Here is a 20,866-nt window from a genome sequence, read left to right as displayed (position 1 = left end):
ATTCAATATACTTGATCCATGATGACATGCAGTAGGGGGTTAGAATCCGTCCAGCTCGTAGTAGTCGTCTTCGAGGTTGAATTCCTGTTGCTTCTTCTGCTTTTTGTCGTCCTGCTGGATATTGTAGTTGTTGTCGTCAGCGTCGTCGGTGAAGTGGATGCCGTTGTCTTGCTGTTGAGGCTTTTTCTCTTCTTCCTTCTTGGGCGCAGGCTTCTCTGTCGTTGTCGCTTTCTCCGTCTTGGCTGAGGTGCCTGTCTTTTCCGTTTTCTCAGTCATTGCAGGACTATCTGTCTTGGCAGGTTCCTTTGTCGGCTTTGGCACTTCCTTTTCCGCCTGCTGTTCCAACTCTATGTTTGGCAGGTCGTCGTTTGCGGTTTGCTGCTTTCTGTCGTTGGCAGACTGTCGTTCAGGAGTCATGTCGAATGTTTCCTGCTGGTTTGTCGTTGAGTCGTCAGCGTCAGGCAGAGAGAATGTGTTGTCGTCAACAGGTGTTTCAACCTTCTTGTCAGTCGGTGCTGCCACGTTGTTGTCCACCGGTATTGTCAGACCGTTGTCGGCAGGCGCGACTGTTGGACTGTCGATAGGTATTATGGTGCCATCGTTCTCCTCGTTCTGCTTCTCGTCGTTTGTCGGTATTCCCAACTGCAGGAACGTGTCGTCGTCGATCACTCCGCCATTGTATAATTTGTTCTCCTCCTGCTTCTCGCTTTCCGGTTCCTTTTCGTATTCTATCGTTTCCGGCTCAGAGAGCAGTCGCATGGTACTGATGCGCAGCGGTACGAAGTGCTTCTCGTAGAACTTGTCATAGTCGTTATAACTGTATTGCGTTCCGAGCAGCTCCTTGTTGGAGTCGCTGATTATTATCGCTCTTGCCTTGCGTGTGAGTCGCAGGATGTTATTGTTGGAGTATAGCTGTCGTGCGTATTGCAGCGCCTCGTCGTAGCTCTTGAATCCGCTTATCACCATTCTTTCCAATCCTTCCACTTCTTCTCTTGCTATCTCGAAGTTTCTGACGAGGAAGTTGCTGAAATTGTATTTCGCCAATTCGAAGAGCAGCTGGTTCTCGTTTATGGAGTCAGTCTGATAGGCGATGATGAACGAGAAGTCCACATTGCGCTCCGCCGTGAATTTGCGCGTCTTTATAGAGTCACTGTCGCTCATCACTTCGGCACGTCTCTCCCACACATCGCTGATGTCGAATTTTCCGCCATGCAGTTTTCTTCCGGCGTTCACTCCGTTTACAATCATTCCTGCCAGTGTGCTCACTTCGCTCTTCGGGTATTTGTCCACCACGGTCTTCATGTCGTCTACGCAACCTTTGGCGTCACCGCTGTTCAGCTTTGCCATACCGTCGAAGAAAATGAACTTGTCGCGGTTTGCACCCAATGGGAATCGTGTTGCCGATATCTGCACGTTGTTTTTCACCTCCATGAACTTGTCAGCCTTGAAGGCATCGTATGTGGCGGCATACAGAGAGTCTTCCAGATGCACGCCATAGCGGGAGTTCTCCACGAAATGCGGGTCGGAGAGGAGTGTCGTCCATTCGCTGTCGGGGAATCCGCTTTTCAGCTTTTCGAGATATGATGCAGCCGTCTGTGGCTGGTGCATTCTGCTGTAGAGCAGGAACAAATGATAGTATGCATTGTCCATGTGCTCGTAAGTAGGGTAGTCGTCGGCAAGACGTCGCAGCTCCTTTTCGCTGAGCACGAGGTTGTCGAGCTTGTCCTTGAATATCACTCCTGCATTGTATAGTCCGTCCATTATAAGGAGGTTGCTCGCCTCCACCTGTTCTTCGGTGAACGGAATCTGTGCGAGATAATATTCCCGTTTGTGCGGATCGTTCTGTGCGCTGTCAGCCACATTTGCCAGTGAGTCCTCCATTTGTGCCACGTTTGCGAGTGAGTCTCTCATCTCGTCGGTCATCTCTTCCACTCCCTGTGTCTGTGCGACGACTGTCTTGTTCACTCGCTGCCAGTCGTCCACGTTCTCACGCTTTCCCCATAGTTTCTGGAAGGTAGCCTTGCCTTGACTCACTGCCATAGGGTTGTAGAAATACCAGATGGCGTCTTTCTTCTGTTGGGTGTTGTTTGTGATGTTGTTTCTCTGGTCAGCGTTTGCGCTGCCTCCGTTCTGTGCCTGAACGCGTTGTGCCTCGGCTTCGGCCTGTGCGTCACGCTCTTCCTTTTCCTTCTTCTTCAGCGCTTCTATCACACGGTCGATGGCGGCGTTGCGGTCTTTCTCCGACATCTTGGCGAGAGCCTGCAGAGAGTCCTGCAGGTGTACGGCGTCGGTATGTGGAACGAGTTCGTCGAGAATCTTCGAGCGGTCAGACAGTTGCTTGTAGTCCTTGCGGTCTTTGTCGAGCAGTCCGATGGCTTCCCCGTAGCAGCGTCGTGCGTTGCTGAAGTCCTCCTTCGCCCAGTATATGTCGCCGAGTGTCAGGAGCAGCACGCCTTTCTCTATTCCGTTGCGCGTAGATTTGGCGTTTCCCTTCTCATATGCGGCAATTGCCTGCACGGTGTCCTTCTGGTTCATGTATATGTTGCCGATGGCATAATACACCTGGTCGAGATATTCCTTGTTGTTGTCGTTTCTCGCCATTCGTTTCAGTCTGCCCACCATTTGCTTCCATTTTCCCGTTGCCATCACTTCCGTCATGGCTATGCGGGCATTGAATTCCAGTTCGTATGGCGGTTGCTGCCTTATCACGCTTCTGTATGCCTTGTATGCCGCCTGCCTGTTGCCTACAGCGGTCTGCAGCTGCCCCATCAGATACCATTCGCGGGCGCGCTGCTTGCGGCGTCCCTCGTGTTTGATCACCTTTCTCAGATAAGGTATTGCCTCCTGGTATCTGCCTGTTCGGATATAGTAGTCGGCGTAGGTGTAGTCCCAGTCTTTCTGCGCCCTCCAGTTCAGCGAATCTCGCTTTATTTTGGTTATCACATCCTCTGCGTCGTATAGCCAGTCCTGTTCCACGTAGCATCTTGCCAGCCAAGCCCTTGCCTTGCCGTAGATAGCGGGTTGCGTGGCATACAGACGGCTCATGTATGCGAAAGTGGAAGCCGCTTCGTCGAACGACCCCTTCATGAATTGTGAGCGTCCCATCAGCAGCCATGCTTTCCAGAGGAACGGGTTGTATTCGCGTCTGTTCAGCCATTCGATGTCTTTTGCGTTTTTCTTGCGCGATTTGTTCCATTCCGGTCGTTTCTTGATGCTGTGCAGCTTTATCGCCTTCTGGCATTTTTCTATTGCGCGGTCGAAGTTTCCCTTTCCCAGTTCGCGGCTTGCTTTGTTGCCCACGGTGTATAGGGGCAACATCTCAGTGAAGTTGTCCTTGTTGCCGTTCTCTTTTTCGAGAGAAGCGTCTATATATGCTAGCGAACCGTTGTAGTAGGTGTTGTATCTTGCGTTGAATGAATGCCACCATCTGCTTGCCGACGTGTTCTTCTGTGTGGAGCAGCCGATTACGGTCATGACGGCAAGAAACGCCACGACTATTGATAATGTATGTTTGTCTATAATATTTTTCACTCTATAATAACTCAAAAAACCGCTTTTTATTGTATGTGCGGATGTTTTGTATTATCTTGTGTAATAAAGATTGTCGGCAGATTGTTTTGCTCCGGTCCTGCTATTCTTCCGAGATCAGGAAACCGGCGTCTGCCAGGTCTTTCCAGAAATGCGGATATGATTTCGTCACCACTTGCGGATTGTTGATTCCCAGTCCTGGTATCTGTGATGCCGCAGGAGCGAAAGCCAATGCCATACGATGGTCCTCATAGGTTTCGATTACGGGATTTTCTTCCGGTTCGCAGCGCTCTCCGTCCCATATCAGTTCCGTTCCGTCGCCGTCGCTTATCACATATCCCAGCTTGCGCATTTCCGTTTTCAGCGCCACGATTCGGTCGGTCTCCTTGATGTGCAGTGTGGCGAGTCCTGTGAAATGGAACGGCACTCCCATCAGAGCGCAGGTCACCACGAACGTCTGTGCCAGGTCTGGCTGGTTGATGAAGTTGTAGTCGAGGCGTGCCGACACAAGTCCGGTCTTGCGTAGTGTCACAGTTGTCGGCACGTTGCGTGTCCTGCTGCTGAACGAAGTCTTGATGCCCAGCATGCTGAAGAGATATTTCACCACAGAATCGCCCTGCAGCGAACCGTCCATCAGTCCGTTGAGTTTTATCTCCGCCTCGTTGTCTTTTGAGAGGGCGAGAATCTCATACCAGTATGACGCCGCACTCCAGTCGCTCTCGATGTAATAATCCTGTGGGGTGTATGGTTGAGGTTTCACTTCTATAGTGTCGTTGTCGGTCCATTCAGCATCAGCTCCGAAGTTGCGCATTGTGCAGAGTGTCAGGTCGATGTATGGTCTGGAGATGATGTCTCCGGTGAGATGCAGTGTCAGTCCCTTCTCCATACCCGGTGCTATCATGAGCAGTGCTGAGATGAACTGCGAGCTTACGTTGCCATGCACTTCCAGCGAACCTCCCTGCAGTTGTCTTCCCTTGATGCGCAATGGCGGAAATCCCTCATTCTCTTCGTATGCCACGTCGGCGCCGAGTCTTAGCAGTGCGTCGGCCAGGATGTTGATTGGGCGGTGTCTCATGCGTTCCGTTCCCGTTATAGTGTGCTCTCCAGGTGTCACGGCAAGATAAGCTGTCAGAAATCTCATTGCCGTGCCGCCCGCCTTGATGTCGATGGTTTCGGGCATGTCTCTCAGTGCGTTGATCATTACCTCTGTATCGTCGCAGTCTGAGAGATGTTCAGGCATTGTCTTCCTTCCCGAGAGGGCATATATGATGAGCGCTCTGTTGCTGATGCTCTTCGATGCCGGCAGATTTATTTCCGTTTTGAGCTGTTGTGGTGCCGTTATTCTATATGTCATGTCTTATATCCTTTTTAATTGGTTTCGCTATGTGGCGTTTTTCTTGCCGTTTCGTGTCAATAAGCCGCATTGTCGCCTTCGATGATGTTTCTCACCGTGCGATACATTATATATAAGTCGAGACCTATCGACCAATGCTCTATATACCAGATGTCGCCTTCCACTCTGCCCTCCATCTGTGACAGCTGTTTCGTTTCGCCTCTGAATCCGGTCACTTGGCTCCATCCCGTTATTCCCGGTTTCACGAAATGGCGTATCATGTATTTGTCGATGAGCTTTGAGTATTCCTCAGTGTGCTTGAGCATATGTGGGCGCGGTCCCACCACGCTCATGTCCCCCTTCAGCACATTCCAGAACTGCGGCATCTCGTCGATATTCGTCTTTCTCATTATGTCGCCCCATCTCGTCTTTCTCGGATCGTCTTTCGTAGCCTGCAGTTTGTCGGCATCAGCGTTCACCTTCATGCTGCGGAATTTGTAGCAGTAGAACTCCTTGCCGTTCAGTCCGTTTCTTTTCTGCTTGAAGAAAATCGGTCCCGGCATTGTCAGTTTCGTTATTATTGCCACGATAATGAAAATGATAGGGAACAGCGTCACCAGGAACACTCCCGACACCACGATGTCGAAGGCACGTTTCAGTGCACGGTTTTCGGGATGGGAGAGAGGTTCCCTGTAGAGACTCAGGTATGGCACGTTGCCGAGCATGTTGAAATAAACCCTGTGGTGCAGGTAGTTCGTCACGTTCGGTACGTTGTAGAAGTGTATGAAATTCTTTTCGCAGAAGTGAATGATAGGCAGGATCTCGTCGGCACGGCTTGATGGCAGACAGCAGAACAGCTCATGTATTGAATGGTTGCCTTTGAGATAGTCTATCACTTCGCTCGTCTTGCCCAGGAATTTGCATTCTTGGGGAAAGTTCCGGTTAGGCTGGTCATCGAAATATCCCACTACTTTGTATCCCAAAGATGATATTGCGAGCATCTCTTTGTATAGCGAGATGTTGTTCTCCTTACTGCCGACGAACACCACCCGGTTGATTGATTTGCCTCGTCTTCTGTAGCTTATCACCGCCCATCTCACGAAAATGCGGTATGCCGACACCATGAATATCAGCGAGAAGAGGAAGAGCGGTAGGATTTTGTAGCTCATGTGGTTGAAATGACCGAGTCTGAGCAGCGGCACAGACAGGACCACGAAGAGCAGCACGTTTCTTGTCACGAGCGTCACTATCTGAAATCTCTTCACGTTGCGTATGTATAGTATTACTCCGCCGTTGAGTATGCAGGCGCAGTAGATCACTCCGATGAGTATCGACGTGTGTAGCTGCGTGTCGTCCAACGGCGTGCCTTTCACGGTGTTGAAGAGCCAGTATGTCAGCATGGCGATGATGAAGTCGCCAAGGATGGTGGCAGCTACTACGAGACCGTTGCTGTGCATATTGTTCAGCTTCTGTCTCATCCATGTTCCGCCCATATTTACTTGTACCCATTCCATATGCGTAGTTCAAAACTTGTTTTTTTATTAGAGATCTTTGCTCTTTTTATCTTAAGTCGGTATAGTCTGATAGAAAGGATGTTTCTTTTTCTCATGGCATCTCTTTCTCGTCTTTGTCAGGGGCAATGCAGGTTTTGACATGCATTGTCCCCGGATTGTCGGCGAGTCGGGGGTGTCTCTTCCCAGTCGTCATTTAGTCTTCTTTTCTTCCTTTTTTCAGAGTTTTTGAGCCTTTGCTGTTGTTGCAGACTCGTAAGCATGTGTCAGCTGATGCCGTCCTTATACCACTTGAACAGTTTCTCCACTCCGTCTTCTATCTCCACCTTGTGGGTCCATCCCAGACTGTGCAGCTTGCTCACATCGATGAGTTTGCGTGGTGTGCCGTCCGGCTTGCTTGCGTCGAATTCCACTGTTCCTTCGAATCCTACTGCTTTTACCACAAGTTCAGACAATTCCTTGATTGTCAGTTCTTTGCCTGTGCCCACGTTGATATGGCAGTTCCTTATTTCGCCGAGCTGCGGTATCGCACCTCCTCGTCCCTCGCTGTTGTTGCGGTCTACTGTTCCGTCAACCTTTGCTCCATAGAACACCGAGCTGTATTTCTCTATGCCTATGATGTCTTTGAAGTCCACGTTGAGCAGCACGTGTACACTGGCGTCGGCCATGTCTTGGCTCCACAGAAATTCGCGCAGCGGCTTGCCGGTACCCCAGAGCACCACTTTGTTGTCGTATATCCCGTAGTATTCCAGAGCCTTGAGTATGCGGTCCTTCGGGTTTTTTCCGTCCACGTTCCCTTCACCTATAGTCTGGCGTAGCTTGTCGTCTGGGTTGATCGGTCGTTTGTCCATATCCTTCTCAATCATGTCCCATGCTCCGTCGTGGATAAGCTTTGCCAGATATATCTTGCGCATCATCGCAGGCATCACGTGGCTGTTCTCCAGATGGAAGTTGTCGTTCGGTCCATATAGGTTCGTCGGCATCACGGCGATATAGTTCGTGCCATACTGCAGGTTGTAGCTCTCACACATTTTCAGTCCGGCAATCTTTGCTATTGCATATTCCTCGTTGGTGTATTCCAGTGGTGAGGTGAGCAGTGCGTCCTCCTTCATCGGTTGTGGCGCATCCTTCGGATAGATGCAAGTTGAACCGAGGAAGAGCAGTTTCTTCACCCCGTGCGAATATGCGTTGCTTATCACGTTGCACTGCATCTTCATGTTCTGCATGATGAAGTCGGCGCGGTATAGCGAGTTCGCCATTATTCCGCCCACGAAGGCTGCTGCGAGCACCACAGCGTCCGGCTTCTCCTCGTCGAAGAATTTCTCCACTGCGTATTGGTCTGTGAGGTCCAGCTCTTTGTGTGAACGTCCCACCAGGTTTTCGTATCCCCTTGCCTTAAGATTGTTCCATATCGCCGACCCCACGAGTCCGTGGTGACCGGCGATGTAGATTTTGCTGCTTTTGTCTAATGACATGTTTTATTAGTGTTTTGTATTCCTATATCGGTGTTATTATTTCACGATACCCTTCTCAAGATATTCGGCGAGGTTTGTCTTCACCTTCTCTCCGGCGCGTTCCACTGCCACCTTTGCCATGTCGGCGTCAACCATTATTTTGACGAGCTTCTCAAACGATGTCTTGCCCGGGTCCCATCCCAACTTAGCCTTTGCCTTGGTTGGGTCTCCCCAGAGATTCACCACGTCGGTAGGGCGATAGAAATCCTTTGACACCTCGATGATTACCTTGCCCGTCTTCTTGTCGATACCCTTCTCGTTTTCGCCTTCGCCCTTGAATTCCAGTTCTATGCCGACATGCTTGAATGCCAGATAGCAGAAGTCACGCACAGAGTGCTGCACTCCGGTAGCGATGACGAAGTCCTCCGGTTTGTCATGCTGCAGGATGAGCCACATACACTCCACGTAGTCCTTGGCGTATCCCCAGTCGCGCAGCGAAGAAAGGTTGCCCAGGTAAAGCTTTTCCTGTTTTCCCTGTGCGATGCGTGCTGCCGCGAGTGTTATCTTGCGTGTCACGAACGTCTCGCCTCTGCGCTCGCTCTCATGGTTGAAAAGGATTCCCGAGCAGCAGAACATATTGTAAGCCTCGCGGTATTCCTTCACAATCCAATATCCGTAGAGCTTTGCCACGGCGTATGGGCTATATGGATGGAACGGAGTGTTTTCGTTCTGTGGCACTTCCTCCACCTTTCCGTATAGCTCCGATGTCGATGCCTGATATATTCGGCATGTGTCGGCAAGTCCGCACTGGCGCACAGCCTCGAGCACTCTGAGCACTCCGGTTGCGTCAACGTCGGCTGTGAACTCCGGTGAGTCGAAGCTCACCTGCACGTGGCTCTGTGCCGCGAGGTTGTATATCTCTGTGGGTCGCACCTTGCTCACCACCTGTATGAGGCTCATGGAATCTCCCATGTCGGCATAATGCAGATGGAAGTGTGGCTGTCCCTCAAGATGGGCGATGCGCTCACGGAAGTCAACCGATGAACGGCGTATCGTACCGTGTACTTCATATCCTTTACCGAGCAGGAATTCTGCCAAAAACGAGCCGTCCTGGCCCGTGATGCCTGTAATAAGAGCTATATTCTTCATAAATAACTGTTTGTTCTGTTGTGTCCTTTTTTATGTTGAAAATCCGCTATTATAGCGTTATAATAGCGCATTCAGCTCGCAAAGTTACAAATCTAAATTAAGATGTGCAACTTATTTTGTGGTTTAAATGCCATTATTATATAATATGTTGAAATTCTTGCCTGATTTCTCTTTTCTTGGGATGATTCCTGTTTTTTTTATCTGATAATTGTCTTTGATGCGTGTGTGAAATTAGAGCGTAGCTTCGTACCTTTTCTTTCAAACAAGTGAAAGGCGTCTTCTGAAAAGTCAAAATCCGAGCAAGTCCCAATGGCCGATTCGGGCTTTATACACTTGTCCCGGATTGGGTAAGGAAGGGACAAAGTGAAATCAAACCGCTTTTGTTTTGCATTGCTCTTGAATTTGCATTACCTTTGTCCGCAAAAAACAAGAAGAAATGAAAAAGATAATTTGCTTTGCCTTGGCGCTGGCGCTGTTTTCGGCATGTGCCGACAATGGCAAGGAAGAGGCCCGGCGCATTCTCACAGAAGCCCAGGGACAATATGACAAAGGGAACTACAAAGAGTCGTTGCGGCTTGTTGACTCCCTCCGCCGCTCTCATCCCGAAGCAGTGGAAGAGAGGCGTCAGGCGCTGACACTCTATCAGGACGCATCCGAAAAACTCGCACAGTCGGAAATAGCCCGTCTCGATATGCAACTGCAGACTGCACAGTGCCGCCTGGACAGTATGGCTGCAGTGGTGGATTCGCATTCCGGAAGCAACGGCGATGCAGCCCTCGACAAGCTCGCCAGACTGCGCCAGCAGAGAGACTCCCTTCAGGTGGCGTTCGATACCCAGTGTGCTATGGTCAGACTGATAAGAGAGAAGCGCAAGGGATAGTCTGTATGCGGAAAGGGAAAAGGGGAGAAAATGCTGTGGCAATGACAAGTGGAGATTGCTTATAGTCGCTCAAATCGCCGATTTGGGTTAAAAAACTTTCCAAATCACTTGATTGTCAATATTAATGTGTAACTTTGCCCCAATATTGACTCCTGATAAGTTATTTAAAAATAAAATAAGACCCATAAACAGAGCATCATACAATGGCTAAGGAAAATCCAGAAACGGAAAAGCAGTTCAAGGAAACACTCGAAGGCTGTCGCACGCTCTTTGCGAAGAAGCTACACGACTACAATGCGTCATGGCGAATGCTCCGACCATCGTCGCTCACCGACCAGCTCCTCATCAAGGCGCGCCGCATACGCAGCATCGAGGTGAAGGGCAAGGCTATGGTTGAAGACGACATACGCTCGGAATTCGTGGCGCTGATAAACTATGGCATCGTAGGACTGATACAGCTCGAGAAAGGATTTGCCGACAGCGTGGACATCACCAACGATGAGGCCCTGGCGCTATACGACAAATATGCCTCTGAGGCCCTGCAGCTCATGCTCCGCAAGAACCACGACTACGACGAGGCGTGGCGTATGATGCGCGTGAGCAGCTATACCGATTTCATCCTGACAAAGATAGAACGAGTGAAAGAGATAGAGAACCTTGGCGGAGGAACCCTCGTTTCTGAAGGAATCGACGCCAACTATATGGACATCATAAACTACTCCGTGTTCGGAGTGATAAAACTGACATACGGGGAGTGACAAAGAGGCTGATGAACAAGGAGACGATAAAAGATATCGGAGTCAACGTGTGCCGCTTCGTGGTGGCACTGACATTCGTGTTCTCAGGCTACGTGAAGGCGGTAGACCCCATCGGAACGCAATATAAGCTGAACGACTATCTTGCCGCCGTGAATCTCGAAGGGACCGTTCCCGACTATCTCACGCTCAGCGCCTCGGTGCTGCTGGCTGCCGTGGAACTGTCGCTTGGAATCCTCCTGCTCTTTGCCATCCGCCGCAGGCTCGTGTCCAAGCTGATACTCGCCTTCATGACGGTGATGACCGCCATAACGGTATGGATAGCTATAGCCGATCCCGTGAAAGACTGCGGATGTTTCGGCGATGCATTGAAACTCACCAACGGTGAGACGCTCCTCAAGAACATCGTGCTGCTCGCCGCCTCCATCGTCGTGTGTAAATGGCCGTGCGCCATGGTGAGGTTCATAGGCAAGGCAAACCAGTGGATAGCCATCAACTATACCATACTGTATAGCATAGCCACAAGTACATATTGCCTGTATGCACTGCCGGTATTCGACTTCCGTCCATACCACATCGGTGCCGACATACGCAAGGGGATGGAAATACCGCCCGGAGCAGAGCAGCCACAGTTTGAGACCACCTTCATACTGAAGAAAAACGGACAGACCAAGGAGTTCACCCTCGAAAACTATCCCGACTCCACATGGACTTTCGTAGACAGCAAGACCGTGCAGACGAGCGAGGGGTACGTACCGCCGATACATGACTTCAGCATGGAAGACATGACGACGGGCGACGACATGACAGACGACGTGATATCCTCCAAGGGATACACCTTCCTGCTCGTGTCGCCACATCTGGAGAATGCCAACGACTCATACTTCGGCAACATGAACCAACTCTACGACTATGCCCAGGCGCATAAATACCGCTTCTACTGCCTCACGGCAAGCAACGCCAAGGCGATAGACCGCTGGCGGGACATGACGGGAGCCGAATACCCGTTCCTCTTCACCGACGAGACCACGCTGAAGACAATCGTCAGAAGCAATCCCGGACTGCTGTTGCTGAAAGACGGAGTGGTGATAGGCAAATGGAGCCACAACCAACTGCCGCAGCTCGACGACGAGTCGGCGCCGCTCGACAAACTGCCCGAGGGCAAGCTCTCAGTCACATCGCTGGGCAAGAAAATATGCCTGTCGCTGCTGTGGTTCTTCCTTCCGCTGTTCATCCTGTCGCTTGCCGACAGGACATGGGCATGGACGCGCCGCTTCAGAAAACAGAAGTCGGCGGCAGGACAGACAGGCGGAAGTGATTCTACTGACAAAGACAACAACACCCCCGTCGCAGACGAGGGATAACATCATTTTAATTATTAGCAAAAGTAAAAGGAAATGAGAAAGAAAATTGTAGCAGGAAACTGGAAGATGAACATGAACCTGCAAGACGGAGTTGCTCTGGCAAAGGAGCTTAACGACACACTGACAGCACAGAAGCCAAACTGCGGAGTGATAATCTGCACTCCATTCATCCATCTGGCAAGCATCGCACAGTTCCTCGATCAGAGTGTAATCGGTCTTGGAGCCGAAAACTGCGCCGACAAGGAGAAGGGCGCATACACCGGCGAGGTGTCAGCAGAGATGGTGAAGAGCACCGGTGCACAGTATGTCATCATCGGTCACTCAGAGCGCAGAGGCTATTACAATGATACTCCAGAGGTACTGAAGGAGAAAGTGCTCCTGGCGCTGAAAAACGGTCTGAAGGTAATCTTCTGCATCGGCGAGAGTCTTGAGGAGCGTGAGGCAAACAAGCAGAACGAGGTTGTGAAGGCAGAACTCGAAGGAAGCGTGTTCAACCTCTCAGCAGAAGAATTCAAGAACATCATCGTTGCCTACGAGCCAATCTGGGCTATCGGTACAGGCAAGACCGCCACTGCCGACCAGGCAGAGGAGATCCACGCATACATCCGCAGCGTGATTGCCGACAAGTATGGCAAGGAAGTAGCCGACGACACTACCATCCTCTATGGTGGAAGCTGCAAGGCAAGCAACGCTCCAGAGCTGTTTGCAAAGCCAGACATCGACGGTGGACTCATCGGTGGAGCTTCTCTGAAGGCTGCCGACTTCAAGGGTATCATCGACGCACGATAATAATTGAATACGAGAGTATCCCCTGTCGCAGAATGCCTGCAAACGGCATTGGCGGCAGAGGACTCTCCTTTTTATATTAAAGCAAAAAGACAAACATGAAACAGTTCATCGCTATATTAGTATTCACGGTATGCCTCGCCACCAGCGCCAAGGCACAGACATTCCTCAACGACCTGCAGAAATCCAAGCCGGGAGAGGGAAAGATTACCGTGACGCAAAGTGCCGATATAGACAACTTGGTGAACAACGCCAAACTGAAATACGCACAGGAACAGGCCTCTAAGCAGAAGGCAGGTCAGAACGTCGTGCCTCAGGACGACAAAGACAAGAAAAACAAGACCCATGTTCCTGCCGACAAGAAAGACCACCATACGGCTGCCACGGAAAAGAAAGAAAACCACACCGCGGCTCCCAACAAGAATACTGCAGGAGAGCATCACCGTGGAGACTCCACGGAGCACAAGAACCCTTCTGCCGAAGCAAACAACACACACAGAAGCCAGGACCGCCAGCCTGTTGACAGCCAGCAGCCTGTAGACACCAGCAAGAAGATGATGCGCAACAGCCGCAAGGTGACCGGCTATCGCATCCAGGCATATTCAGGAGGAAATTCCAGAGCCGACCGCGAGAAGGCAAATCGCATAGGCAACGACATAAAGATGAAATACCCCGACCAGCCAGTCTACGTGCATTTCTATTCTCCGCGATGGATATGCCGGGTGGGCAACTTCCGGTCATACGGAGAGGCGGAACAGATTCTCAGAGGCATCAAGGCGATGGGCTACAAACAGGCTTGCATCGTGAAGGGAAAGATTACAGTGGCATACTGATCTGTCCCGTCGGCTGAGAAAAGTCAGTTCCCGCCTTTACTCCCCACAACGAAGGGTATTACACATCATTAATAAGTAAACTAAAATAAAACAATATAATGAATCCCGAAACAGAATTCCGCCCCGGGCTCGACCAGCTGGCGGAGAACTACAAGAGCATTCTTAACCTGCTCGGTGAAGACACGGAGCGTGAGGGACTGCTCAAGACGCCGATGCGCGTAGCCAAGGCGATGCAAGTGCTGACACGCGGATATACGCAGGACGCACACAAAGTGCTTACCGACGCACTCTTCAAGGAAGAATACAACCAGATGGTAATCGTGAAGGACATCGACTTCTTCTCGCTCTGCGAGCACCACATGCTGCCGTTCTATGGAAAGGTGCACGTGGCGTATATCCCCAACGGATACATCACCGGACTGAGCAAGATAGCGCGCGTGGTAGACATCTTCAGCCATCGTCTGCAGGTGCAGGAGAGAATGACGCAGCAGATAAAAGACTGCATTAACGAGACTTTGCATCCACAGGGCGTAATCGTGGTGGTTGAGGCTAAACACATGTGCATGCAGATGAGAGGCGTGGAGAAGCAGAACTCCATCACCACAACCAGCGACTTCTGCGGTGCCTTCGAACAGGCAAAGACCCGTCAGGAGTTCATGAACCTCATCCATAAGTGATGCCCTGCAGCCGGTGCCGGCAGTGAGGCTCGGTGGAATATCCTCCATACCAGACAGAAAAAATATACCGTTGCCATGCAATGAAATGACATCATCGGAGTTTTACAGGTAAAAAATGAAATAAAAATTATTTGTAATATGAAGAAACTAAGAAAACTACTGCCATTGATGCTTATGTCATTGATGGTCTCTATGACAATGGTGTCATGTCTCGACAGCAACGACGATGAACAGCTCTCAGACAAGGAGAAGCAGAACTGGCTCATGAACGCAGCCGGAACATACAGAGGAAAGATGTACTGGTTTGACAAGAACATCGACAAGACGAAATACCCCAAGCAGGTTGACTCGCTCGTTGTCACCACAAAGATGTCGCTCGACAACACCATCACCATCTACGACTTCCCTGTGAAGCTCTTCTTCAAGTCATTGCCTGTAACGAAGAACTATACCGAGCAGCAGCTCGCAGAACTCTCTGCCGACGAACTCGCCAAGCTGAAGCGCAACGACGAAATCGTGAAGTCTGCTGAGGAAGTGGGAACGATGGATCTGAAGATGAACTTCAGCATCTTCACCGCCAAGAACAACTTCTTGTATTACTATGTGGCTCCAAACCCCGTAAGAATGACGCTCAACTTCGGTGGTGCATCACACGACATTGCCATCGCCTTCATCAGCATGACAAGAGGTATCTACAGTTCCAACAAGAACTATATCCAGATCTACGAGGCTGCCATCTACGACGGTAAGGACGTGAACGGCAAGGACAAGCTCCTCGACGGAAAGGCTCTCTACGACAACAACTCTACCGGAACAGAACTCCAGGATCTCATCTTCGAGTTCAACGGAGAGAAATAAAAGCATATTGCAGACATGAGATATACTGCCGCAGCAGGTTGACTACATGGATAGTCACTTGCTGCGGCAGTTTTTTTGTTTCCCCAATCCATTCTCTAAAAAACAAAATCCGCTCTTCTAAAAATCAAAATCCAAGCAAGCCCTAATTGCCGATTTGAGTTAAAATGCCACCTGTCTGTATTTTGTCATTGGCTAAATTTCATAATCTTATACAAAATCATTAACTTTGCAGCCGCTTTTATTTATATACAGTATATGAGACTATTGAGTGACGCCGAACTGGCACAAATACTTGACAAAGAAATATTCCATAAAATTTCAGATGCAGCCGACTCCCTCGGACTGGAGTGCTATGTAGTGGGGGGCTACGTGCGCGACCTCTTTCTTGAGCGCCCGTCAAACGACATTGACGTCGTGGTGGTGGGCAGTGGAATAAAGGTGGCCGACGCACTGAGGCGGTCGCTCGGCAGGAAGGCTCATATCTCCGTGTTCCGCAATTTCGGAACGGCACAGGTGAAATACAAGGGAACGGAAGTTGAGTTCGTAGGCGCCCGCCGTGAGAGCTACACCCGTGGGTCACGAAAGCCGATCGTTGAAGACGGTACGCTCGAAGACGACCAGAACCGTCGCGACTTCACCATCAATGCACTTGCCGTATGCCTGAACAAAGACCGCTTCGGCGAGCTCGTGGATCCCTTCGACGGAGTATACGACATGGAAGACGGCATCATACGCACACCCCTCGATCCCGACATCACATTCTCCGACGACCCGCTGCGCATGCTGCGCTGCATACGTTTCGCCACACAGCTCAACTTCTTTATAGAAGAAGAGACCTTCGACGCGCTGCAGCGCAATGCCGACAGGATAAAGATCATTAGCGGAGAGAGAGTGGAAGAGGAGCTGAACAAGATAATGATGACCAAGACACCGAGCAAGGGGTTCGTCGACCTGCAGCGTTGCGGACTGCTGCCGCTGATAATGCCGGAGCTTAGCGCTCTCGATATCATAGAGACCAAAAACGGCAGGGCACACAAGAATAACTTCTATCACACACTTGAGGTGCTCGACAACGTTAGCCGCCGGAGCGACAATCTGTGGCTGCGCTGGGCAGCCCTCATGCACGACATCGGAAAAGCGCGCAGCAAGCGCTGGGACCCCATTGCCGGATGGACATTCCACAACCACAACTTCATCGGTGCCAAGATGGTGCCGGAGATATTCCGCAGGATGAAGCTTCCGATGGATGCCAAGATGAAATACGTGCAGAAACTCGTCGACCTGCACATGCGCCCCATCGCCATCGCCGATGATGTGGTGACCGACAGCGCCGTGCGCCGACTCATCAATGATGCCGGCGACGATATCGATGACTTGATGATTCTCTGCGAGGCAGACATCACGAGCAAAAACCAGGTGCGCAAGCAGCAGTTCCTCGAGAATTTCCGTATGGTGCGCGAGAAACTCACTGACCTTAAGGAAAAGGACTTCAAACGCTTGCTGCAACCGGTAATCGACGGCAACGAGATAATGGAGATGTTCCATCTCAAACCATCGAGAGAGGTGGGCACGCTGAAGCAGACGCTGAAGAATGCCGTACTCGACAACAAAGTGGCTAACGAGCGAGAACCGCTGATGCAGCTGCTGATGGAAAAGGCGAAGGCTATGGGACTGTGCTGAGTCCTTTCTGATACATTGAGTGGAATCAGATTATAAACTCTCGACACATTTTTTTCAAAATCGGTCATTAGAACAAGCGGTGCATGTAAAATGCCATTAAACGTTCTAATGACCGATTTTTGTTGTATGCTCGGCACGAGCATTGTCTAACGGGTGCAAGTCCCGAGTAAGCCTTAATAGCGGGAATTACATAGCCAAAGGCAAGGGTGTTCATCGTGAGGTGAAATCTGAAAGAAGCCGGTGGCAAACATCTGACCTAACGTACAGAAACTTCATACAAGGCATATGACCGTGGGTAAGGTTGCAACACAGACCAAAGCCCCATAGCTATTCGGAACGGTCGGTGTAAATGAAGTGGGTATAAGATGGAAAGACAATGCCCTTATCCGAGGAGGTCTCACGGACGCTTCAAATAGTTTTTTTTACGAAAGAAGCGGAGTAAAGCTTACCGTGAGAAGTCAGCAGACGCCATAGTAGTGCAATAGTCGATAACGTTGCACGAAGGGCTGAACCTAACAATTAAACGATAGTAATTGAAACATACCTCATGAAGGAAAGAATGCAGAAAACATTATCCCAAGTTAATGGCTGCCCCCAAAGAGATAGGTCGGAAACCGAATGGTATGGGGGAGTGCAGACCTTCATGTGGATGTGTGAAGACAACATCGTGGAAGTACCATTCGACAAGGAGCACCTTTTCGAGCAAATCCTCAGTCCTTCCAATCTCAACCGAGCCTACAAGGCTGTTATGAGAAACAAAGGCTGTGGTGGTATCGACAAGATGTCATGCGAGCAGTTGCTCCCATGGCTCATGACCAACAAGGATGTGCTCATCCGTTCCTTGATGGACGGCTCTTACCGTCCGAACCCAGTGAAAAGGGTAGAAATACCCAAAGACAACGGCAAGATGCGCCTGTTGGGAATACCTACAGTAGTAGACCGTGTGGTGCAACAAGCCATCAACCAAGTACTGACTCCTATCTATGAGAACCAATTCTCCAAGACAAGCTACGGCTTCCGACCGAGAAGGGGATGCCATGATGCACTGCGTGGAGCGCAAAGGATAATCAACGAGGGCTACACCTATGTAGTAGACCTTGACCTTGAACGCTTCTTCGACACCGTGAGCCATAGCAAGCTCATAGAAATCCTCAGCCGTACGATAAAAGACGGCAGAGTTGTCAGTCTTATACACAAATATCTCCGAAGTGGTGTAATGAACAAAGGCTTGTTTGAAGCGAGTGAGGAAGGAACTCCCCAAGGAGGACCGCTAAGTCCGTTGTTGAGCAACATCATGCTCAATGAATTGGATAAAGAACTTGAACGCAGAGGGCTTCCCTTTGTACGCTATGCAGATGACTCGATGATATTTTGTAAGTCCAAGAGGGCAGCAATGCGAGTGAAGGAGTCTATAACCCGATTTATAGAGAATACTCTATATCTCAAAGTCAACAAGGAAAAGACCGTAGTGTCGTATGTGCGCGGAGTGAAATACCTCGGCTACTCCTTTTATGTGATGAAGGGCAAATGCCAACTCACAGTGCACCCAAAGTCCAAAGCCAAGATGAAATCAAGGTTGAAAGAATTGACAAGTCGCAGCAACGGATGGGGATACGCCAAGAGAAAGCAAAAGCTGAAAGAATACATAAGAGGGTGGGTCGGCTATTATCATCTTGCTAATATGAAACGTCTCTTACTTGATACTGATGAATGGTTAAGACGTCGAATACGCATGTGTATATGGAAAGCTTGGAAGAAAGTCAAGACAAAAGTGGCAAACCTCATCAGATGTGGCATTAGTAAATACCAAGCATACGAATGGGGTAATACTCGCAAGGGCTATTGGCGAATAGCTGACAGCCCTGTTCTAAAAAGGGCGATAGATAACAATAAACTACGCTCCGCAGGGTATGCTACTTTAATGGAGGCATATCTCGAATGGTATCCAAAATAGGAACCGCCGTATGCGGAACCGCACGTACGGTGGTGTGAGAGGTCGGAAAACGAAAGTAGGAAGAAAACTGCTTCGTTTTCCTCCTACTCGATTAAGTGAAGCATGAGCTTTTGTCTTTTCAAAAATCAACAGGAAACGTAAGCGTATCCGTGCCGCCAGTGTATACAGATGCTTATATGCGCTGTACAATTCCTGAAGCCATGAATGTCAATAAATAAGAATATCGGGCAGCGGTTGAGCGTGAAATCTGCCCAAGTGGGGCACGCTGCTTGCCCCACTTGAGAACGGTGCTTACCCAACATGGGCAAGCATGTTGCCCATTTATTGAAATATTTGTTTGGATTTCAACCCACAAACGGCATGATGGCTTGATGCAGTTTTCTGCTGCCAGTGTTCCAAAGTTCTTGTGGCGTGACCATTGTGACTGATGGCTTTTCCGTTTTCCTTAAAATTTAGTTAAAACAAAACAATAATCATTGACATGCCATCATAGTATGAAGAATAATGGCTAATTTTGCATCTGAAAACTGAAACCTGTATTCGGGTTTTCTACAAATGATCCGCTGGAAATTTGCTTTAGCATGTGAATGCCATCAGCAGCCGGGGCGGATAAATCAAAAAAGAAATATTAGGTAGTTTTACATATATAATATACAAATCATTACATATATAATTTTACATACATAGAAAACATTAATATTATAAATAGGTATGAAGAAAAAGAGTAATTTATTTATTCTGTTGCTTGCCGCAGTGCTCGTGTCATGCGGCGGAGGCAAGAAAAGTGGAAAACCGGATTTCGGCGACGACGAATATGCGGTAAGGACAGTAGGTGTGCAGTCAGCAGAGCTGCAGACCACCTATCCTGCTACGATAAAGGGAGTGCAGGACGTGGAGATTCGTCCTAAGGTGTCTGGATTCATCACCAAGTTGTGTGTGCATGAAGGTCAGGCAGTGAAGAAAGGCCAGCTCCTCTTCGTCATCGACAACGAGACCTACCAGGCAGCCGTGCGCCAGGCAAGGGCAGCCGTGAACACAGCAAAGGCTCAGCTCAATACAGCCAAGCTGACATACTCAAACAATGAGAAGCTCTTCAAGAACAACGTTATCGGTACTTACGAGCTTCAGTCATCAAAGAACAATCTCGAGGCAGCCTATGCTGCCGTGGCACAGGCCGAAGCAGCTTATGTATCAGCCAAGCAGAACCTCGACTTCTGCTATATCACCAGTCCTGCCAACGGTGTCGTAGGCGATCTGCCATACCGTGTGGGCGCATTGGTGAGCGCTTCAAGCCAGCAGCCACTCACCACTGTGTCGAGCATCGGCACTATGCAGGTGTATTTCTCAGTAACAGAGAAAGACCTTCTGGACATGACAAAGGGCGTTGGCGGTATCAATGCTGCAATCAAGGATTATCCAGCCGTGAAGCTGCAGCTCGCTGACGGAACTGTATACAACCACGACGGACATGTGGCTACAGTGAGCGGCGTGATCGACCCTACTACAGGTACCGTTTCTATGCGTGCCGACTTCCCTAACCCTGAGCATCTGCTCAAGAGCGGCGCTTCTGGCAGCATCGTGGTGCCACATGTGTCTTCTTCGGCTATCATCATCCCGCAGGATGCCGTATCTCAGGTTCAGGACAAGTTCTTCGTATACGTAGTTGGCGAGGGCAACAAGGTGAAATACACCCCTGTGACCGTGAATCCTAACAACGACGGCAAGAACTACATCATCGAGAGTGGCCTGAAGGCAGGCGACCGTATCGTGATGAACGGTATCTCAGGTCTTACCGACGGACAGAAGATCACTCCTCTCACAGAGGCACAATATCAGGAGAAACTGAAGAAGACCGAGGCTATGGGCGCTGACCAGGGCGACCTGAGCAAGCTGAAGAAGGCTTTCGGAAAATAAACAAGTAGAGAAGAGACGAAATGGCAAGGAGTCCTCGCATGACCCGTCAAAAAGGGTAGTGGATGATTTAGGCAGCCATGATTGCTGACAGGCAGTTGATGTAATGCTTCTTGCAGATAAGCCGGCCTGTCGGATCTCCGGCTGACTTGTCAGCTTGTCTACTTGCCAACTCGTCAACCTAAATAAAATT

The 20,866-nt window shown here is 49.9% G+C and carries 15 protein-coding genes; 10 read left to right on the top strand and 5 right to left on the bottom strand.

Going from position 1 to position 20,866, the window contains the following annotated elements:
- Positions 1-39: 39 nt before the first annotated feature.
- The 5 genes from porW to gmd all read right to left on the bottom strand — a co-directional run bounded on the left by porW (position 40) and on the right by gmd (position 8,975).
- On the bottom strand, positions 40-3,474 hold the full coding sequence (gene porW, locus CCC32_RS05660) for a type IX secretion system periplasmic lipoprotein PorW/SprE (protein ID WP_287072971.1): 3,435 nt from the start codon (positions 3,472-3,474) through the stop codon (positions 40-42).
- A 157-nt stretch (positions 3,475-3,631) separates the two neighbouring features.
- Complete coding sequence (locus CCC32_RS05655; protein WP_287072901.1) at positions 3,632-4,882, bottom strand: 3-phosphoshikimate 1-carboxyvinyltransferase; 1,251 nt, start codon at positions 4,880-4,882, stop codon at positions 3,632-3,634.
- A gap of 56 nt (positions 4,883-4,938) precedes the next feature.
- A complete protein-coding gene (locus CCC32_RS05650; RefSeq protein ID WP_287072969.1) occupies positions 4,939-6,339 on the bottom strand; it encodes an undecaprenyl-phosphate glucose phosphotransferase in 1,401 nt (466 codons plus the stop codon).
- 299 nt (positions 6,340-6,638) lie between these two features.
- On the bottom strand, positions 6,639-7,847 hold the full coding sequence (locus CCC32_RS05645; RefSeq protein WP_022315671.1) for a GDP-L-fucose synthase family protein: 1,209 nt from the start codon (positions 7,845-7,847) through the stop codon (positions 6,639-6,641).
- Positions 7,848-7,883: 36 nt separating this feature from the next.
- The gene (gene gmd / locus CCC32_RS05640; protein WP_022315670.1) at positions 7,884-8,975 is read right to left on the bottom strand and encodes a GDP-mannose 4,6-dehydratase; all 1,092 of its coding nucleotides are present in this window, start codon (positions 8,973-8,975) and stop codon (positions 7,884-7,886) included.
- Positions 8,976-9,411: 436 nt separating this feature from the next.
- Here gmd and CCC32_RS05635 point away from each other — a divergent pair, with 436 nt between their 5' ends.
- The 10 genes from CCC32_RS05635 to CCC32_RS05590 all read left to right on the top strand — a co-directional run bounded on the left by CCC32_RS05635 (position 9,412) and on the right by CCC32_RS05590 (position 20,676).
- On the top strand, positions 9,412-9,855 hold the full coding sequence (locus tag CCC32_RS05635; RefSeq protein ID WP_042517091.1) for an outer membrane protein assembly factor BamD: 444 nt from the start codon (positions 9,412-9,414) through the stop codon (positions 9,853-9,855).
- Positions 9,856-10,058: 203 nt separating this feature from the next.
- Positions 10,059-10,613 carry a DUF1599 domain-containing protein gene (locus CCC32_RS05630; RefSeq protein WP_022315668.1) on the top strand — a complete coding sequence of 185 codons (555 nt, stop codon included), beginning with the start codon at positions 10,059-10,061 and terminating at the stop codon, positions 10,611-10,613.
- Positions 10,610-11,974, top strand: coding sequence for a BT_3928 family protein (locus CCC32_RS05625; RefSeq protein WP_502705605.1), 1,365 nt, complete (start codon positions 10,610-10,612; stop codon positions 11,972-11,974). Before CCC32_RS05630 ends, CCC32_RS05625 begins: the two co-directional genes overlap by 4 nt.
- 33 nt (positions 11,975-12,007) lie before the next feature.
- Positions 12,008-12,763 (top strand): triose-phosphate isomerase, encoded by a 756-nt coding sequence (tpiA, locus tag CCC32_RS05620; RefSeq protein ID WP_022315666.1) that lies wholly within the window; start codon positions 12,008-12,010, stop codon positions 12,761-12,763.
- Positions 12,764-12,858: 95 nt separating this feature from the next.
- Complete coding sequence (locus CCC32_RS05615) at positions 12,859-13,593, top strand: SPOR domain-containing protein (protein ID WP_022315665.1); 735 nt, start codon at positions 12,859-12,861, stop codon at positions 13,591-13,593.
- A gap of 98 nt (positions 13,594-13,691) precedes the next feature.
- Positions 13,692-14,270, top strand: a complete 579-nt coding sequence (gene folE, locus CCC32_RS05610) for a GTP cyclohydrolase I FolE (protein WP_022315664.1) — start codon at positions 13,692-13,694, stop codon at positions 14,268-14,270.
- 138 nt (positions 14,271-14,408) lie between these two features.
- Positions 14,409-15,128, top strand: coding sequence for a DUF4840 domain-containing protein (locus CCC32_RS05605; protein WP_287072894.1), 720 nt, complete (start codon positions 14,409-14,411; stop codon positions 15,126-15,128).
- A 255-nt stretch (positions 15,129-15,383) separates the two neighbouring features.
- Positions 15,384-16,808 carry a CCA tRNA nucleotidyltransferase gene (locus CCC32_RS05600; protein ID WP_022315662.1) on the top strand — a complete coding sequence of 475 codons (1,425 nt, stop codon included), beginning with the start codon at positions 15,384-15,386 and terminating at the stop codon, positions 16,806-16,808.
- A 547-nt stretch (positions 16,809-17,355) separates the two neighbouring features.
- On the top strand, positions 17,356-18,762 hold the full coding sequence (gene ltrA / locus CCC32_RS05595; RefSeq protein WP_287072881.1) for a group II intron reverse transcriptase/maturase: 1,407 nt from the start codon (positions 17,356-17,358) through the stop codon (positions 18,760-18,762).
- A gap of 711 nt (positions 18,763-19,473) precedes the next feature.
- Positions 19,474-20,676 carry an efflux RND transporter periplasmic adaptor subunit gene (locus CCC32_RS05590; RefSeq protein ID WP_287072892.1) on the top strand — a complete coding sequence of 401 codons (1,203 nt, stop codon included), beginning with the start codon at positions 19,474-19,476 and terminating at the stop codon, positions 20,674-20,676.
- Positions 20,677-20,866 lie beyond the last annotated feature (190 nt).

Origin of the sequence: Prevotella sp. LMAG:51 (genome assembly GCF_008680225.1) — a bacterium.
Classification (GTDB): Bacteria; Bacteroidota; Bacteroidia; order Bacteroidales; family Bacteroidaceae; genus Prevotella; species Prevotella pectinovora.
Note: the sequence above shows the minus strand (reverse complement) of the source record. Positions and strands in the feature narration are given on the sequence as shown.

What these genes read in the sequence shown, in the direction of transcription:
- CCC32_RS05655 (WP_287072901.1), bottom strand. Translation starts at nt 4,882, where the DNA reads ATGACATATAGAATAACGGCACCACAACAGCTCAAAACGGAAATAAAT.
- ltrA (WP_287072881.1), top strand. Translation starts at nt 17,356, where the DNA reads ATGAAGGAAAGAATGCAGAAAACATTATCCCAAGTTAATGGCTGCCCC.
- CCC32_RS05590 (WP_287072892.1), top strand. Translation starts at nt 19,474, where the DNA reads ATGAAGAAAAAGAGTAATTTATTTATTCTGTTGCTTGCCGCAGTGCTC.
- CCC32_RS05615 (WP_022315665.1), top strand. Translation starts at nt 12,859, where the DNA reads ATGAAACAGTTCATCGCTATATTAGTATTCACGGTATGCCTCGCCACC.
- CCC32_RS05600 (WP_022315662.1), top strand. Translation starts at nt 15,384, where the DNA reads ATGAGACTATTGAGTGACGCCGAACTGGCACAAATACTTGACAAAGAA.
- CCC32_RS05645 (WP_022315671.1), bottom strand. Translation starts at nt 7,847, where the DNA reads ATGTCATTAGACAAAAGCAGCAAAATCTACATCGCCGGTCACCACGGA.
- CCC32_RS05650 (WP_287072969.1), bottom strand. Translation starts at nt 6,339, where the DNA reads ATGAGACAGAAGCTGAACAATATGCACAGCAACGGTCTCGTAGTAGCT.
- folE (WP_022315664.1), top strand. Translation starts at nt 13,692, where the DNA reads ATGAATCCCGAAACAGAATTCCGCCCCGGGCTCGACCAGCTGGCGGAG.
- porW (WP_287072971.1), bottom strand. Translation starts at nt 3,474, where the DNA reads ATGACCGTAATCGGCTGCTCCACACAGAAGAACACGTCGGCAAGCAGA.
- CCC32_RS05605 (WP_287072894.1), top strand. Translation starts at nt 14,409, where the DNA reads ATGAAGAAACTAAGAAAACTACTGCCATTGATGCTTATGTCATTGATG.
- gmd (WP_022315670.1), bottom strand. Translation starts at nt 8,975, where the DNA reads ATGAAGAATATAGCTCTTATTACAGGCATCACGGGCCAGGACGGCTCG.
- CCC32_RS05635 (WP_042517091.1), top strand. Translation starts at nt 9,412, where the DNA reads ATGAAAAAGATAATTTGCTTTGCCTTGGCGCTGGCGCTGTTTTCGGCA.
- CCC32_RS05630 (WP_022315668.1), top strand. Translation starts at nt 10,059, where the DNA reads ATGGCTAAGGAAAATCCAGAAACGGAAAAGCAGTTCAAGGAAACACTC.
- tpiA (WP_022315666.1), top strand. Translation starts at nt 12,008, where the DNA reads ATGAGAAAGAAAATTGTAGCAGGAAACTGGAAGATGAACATGAACCTG.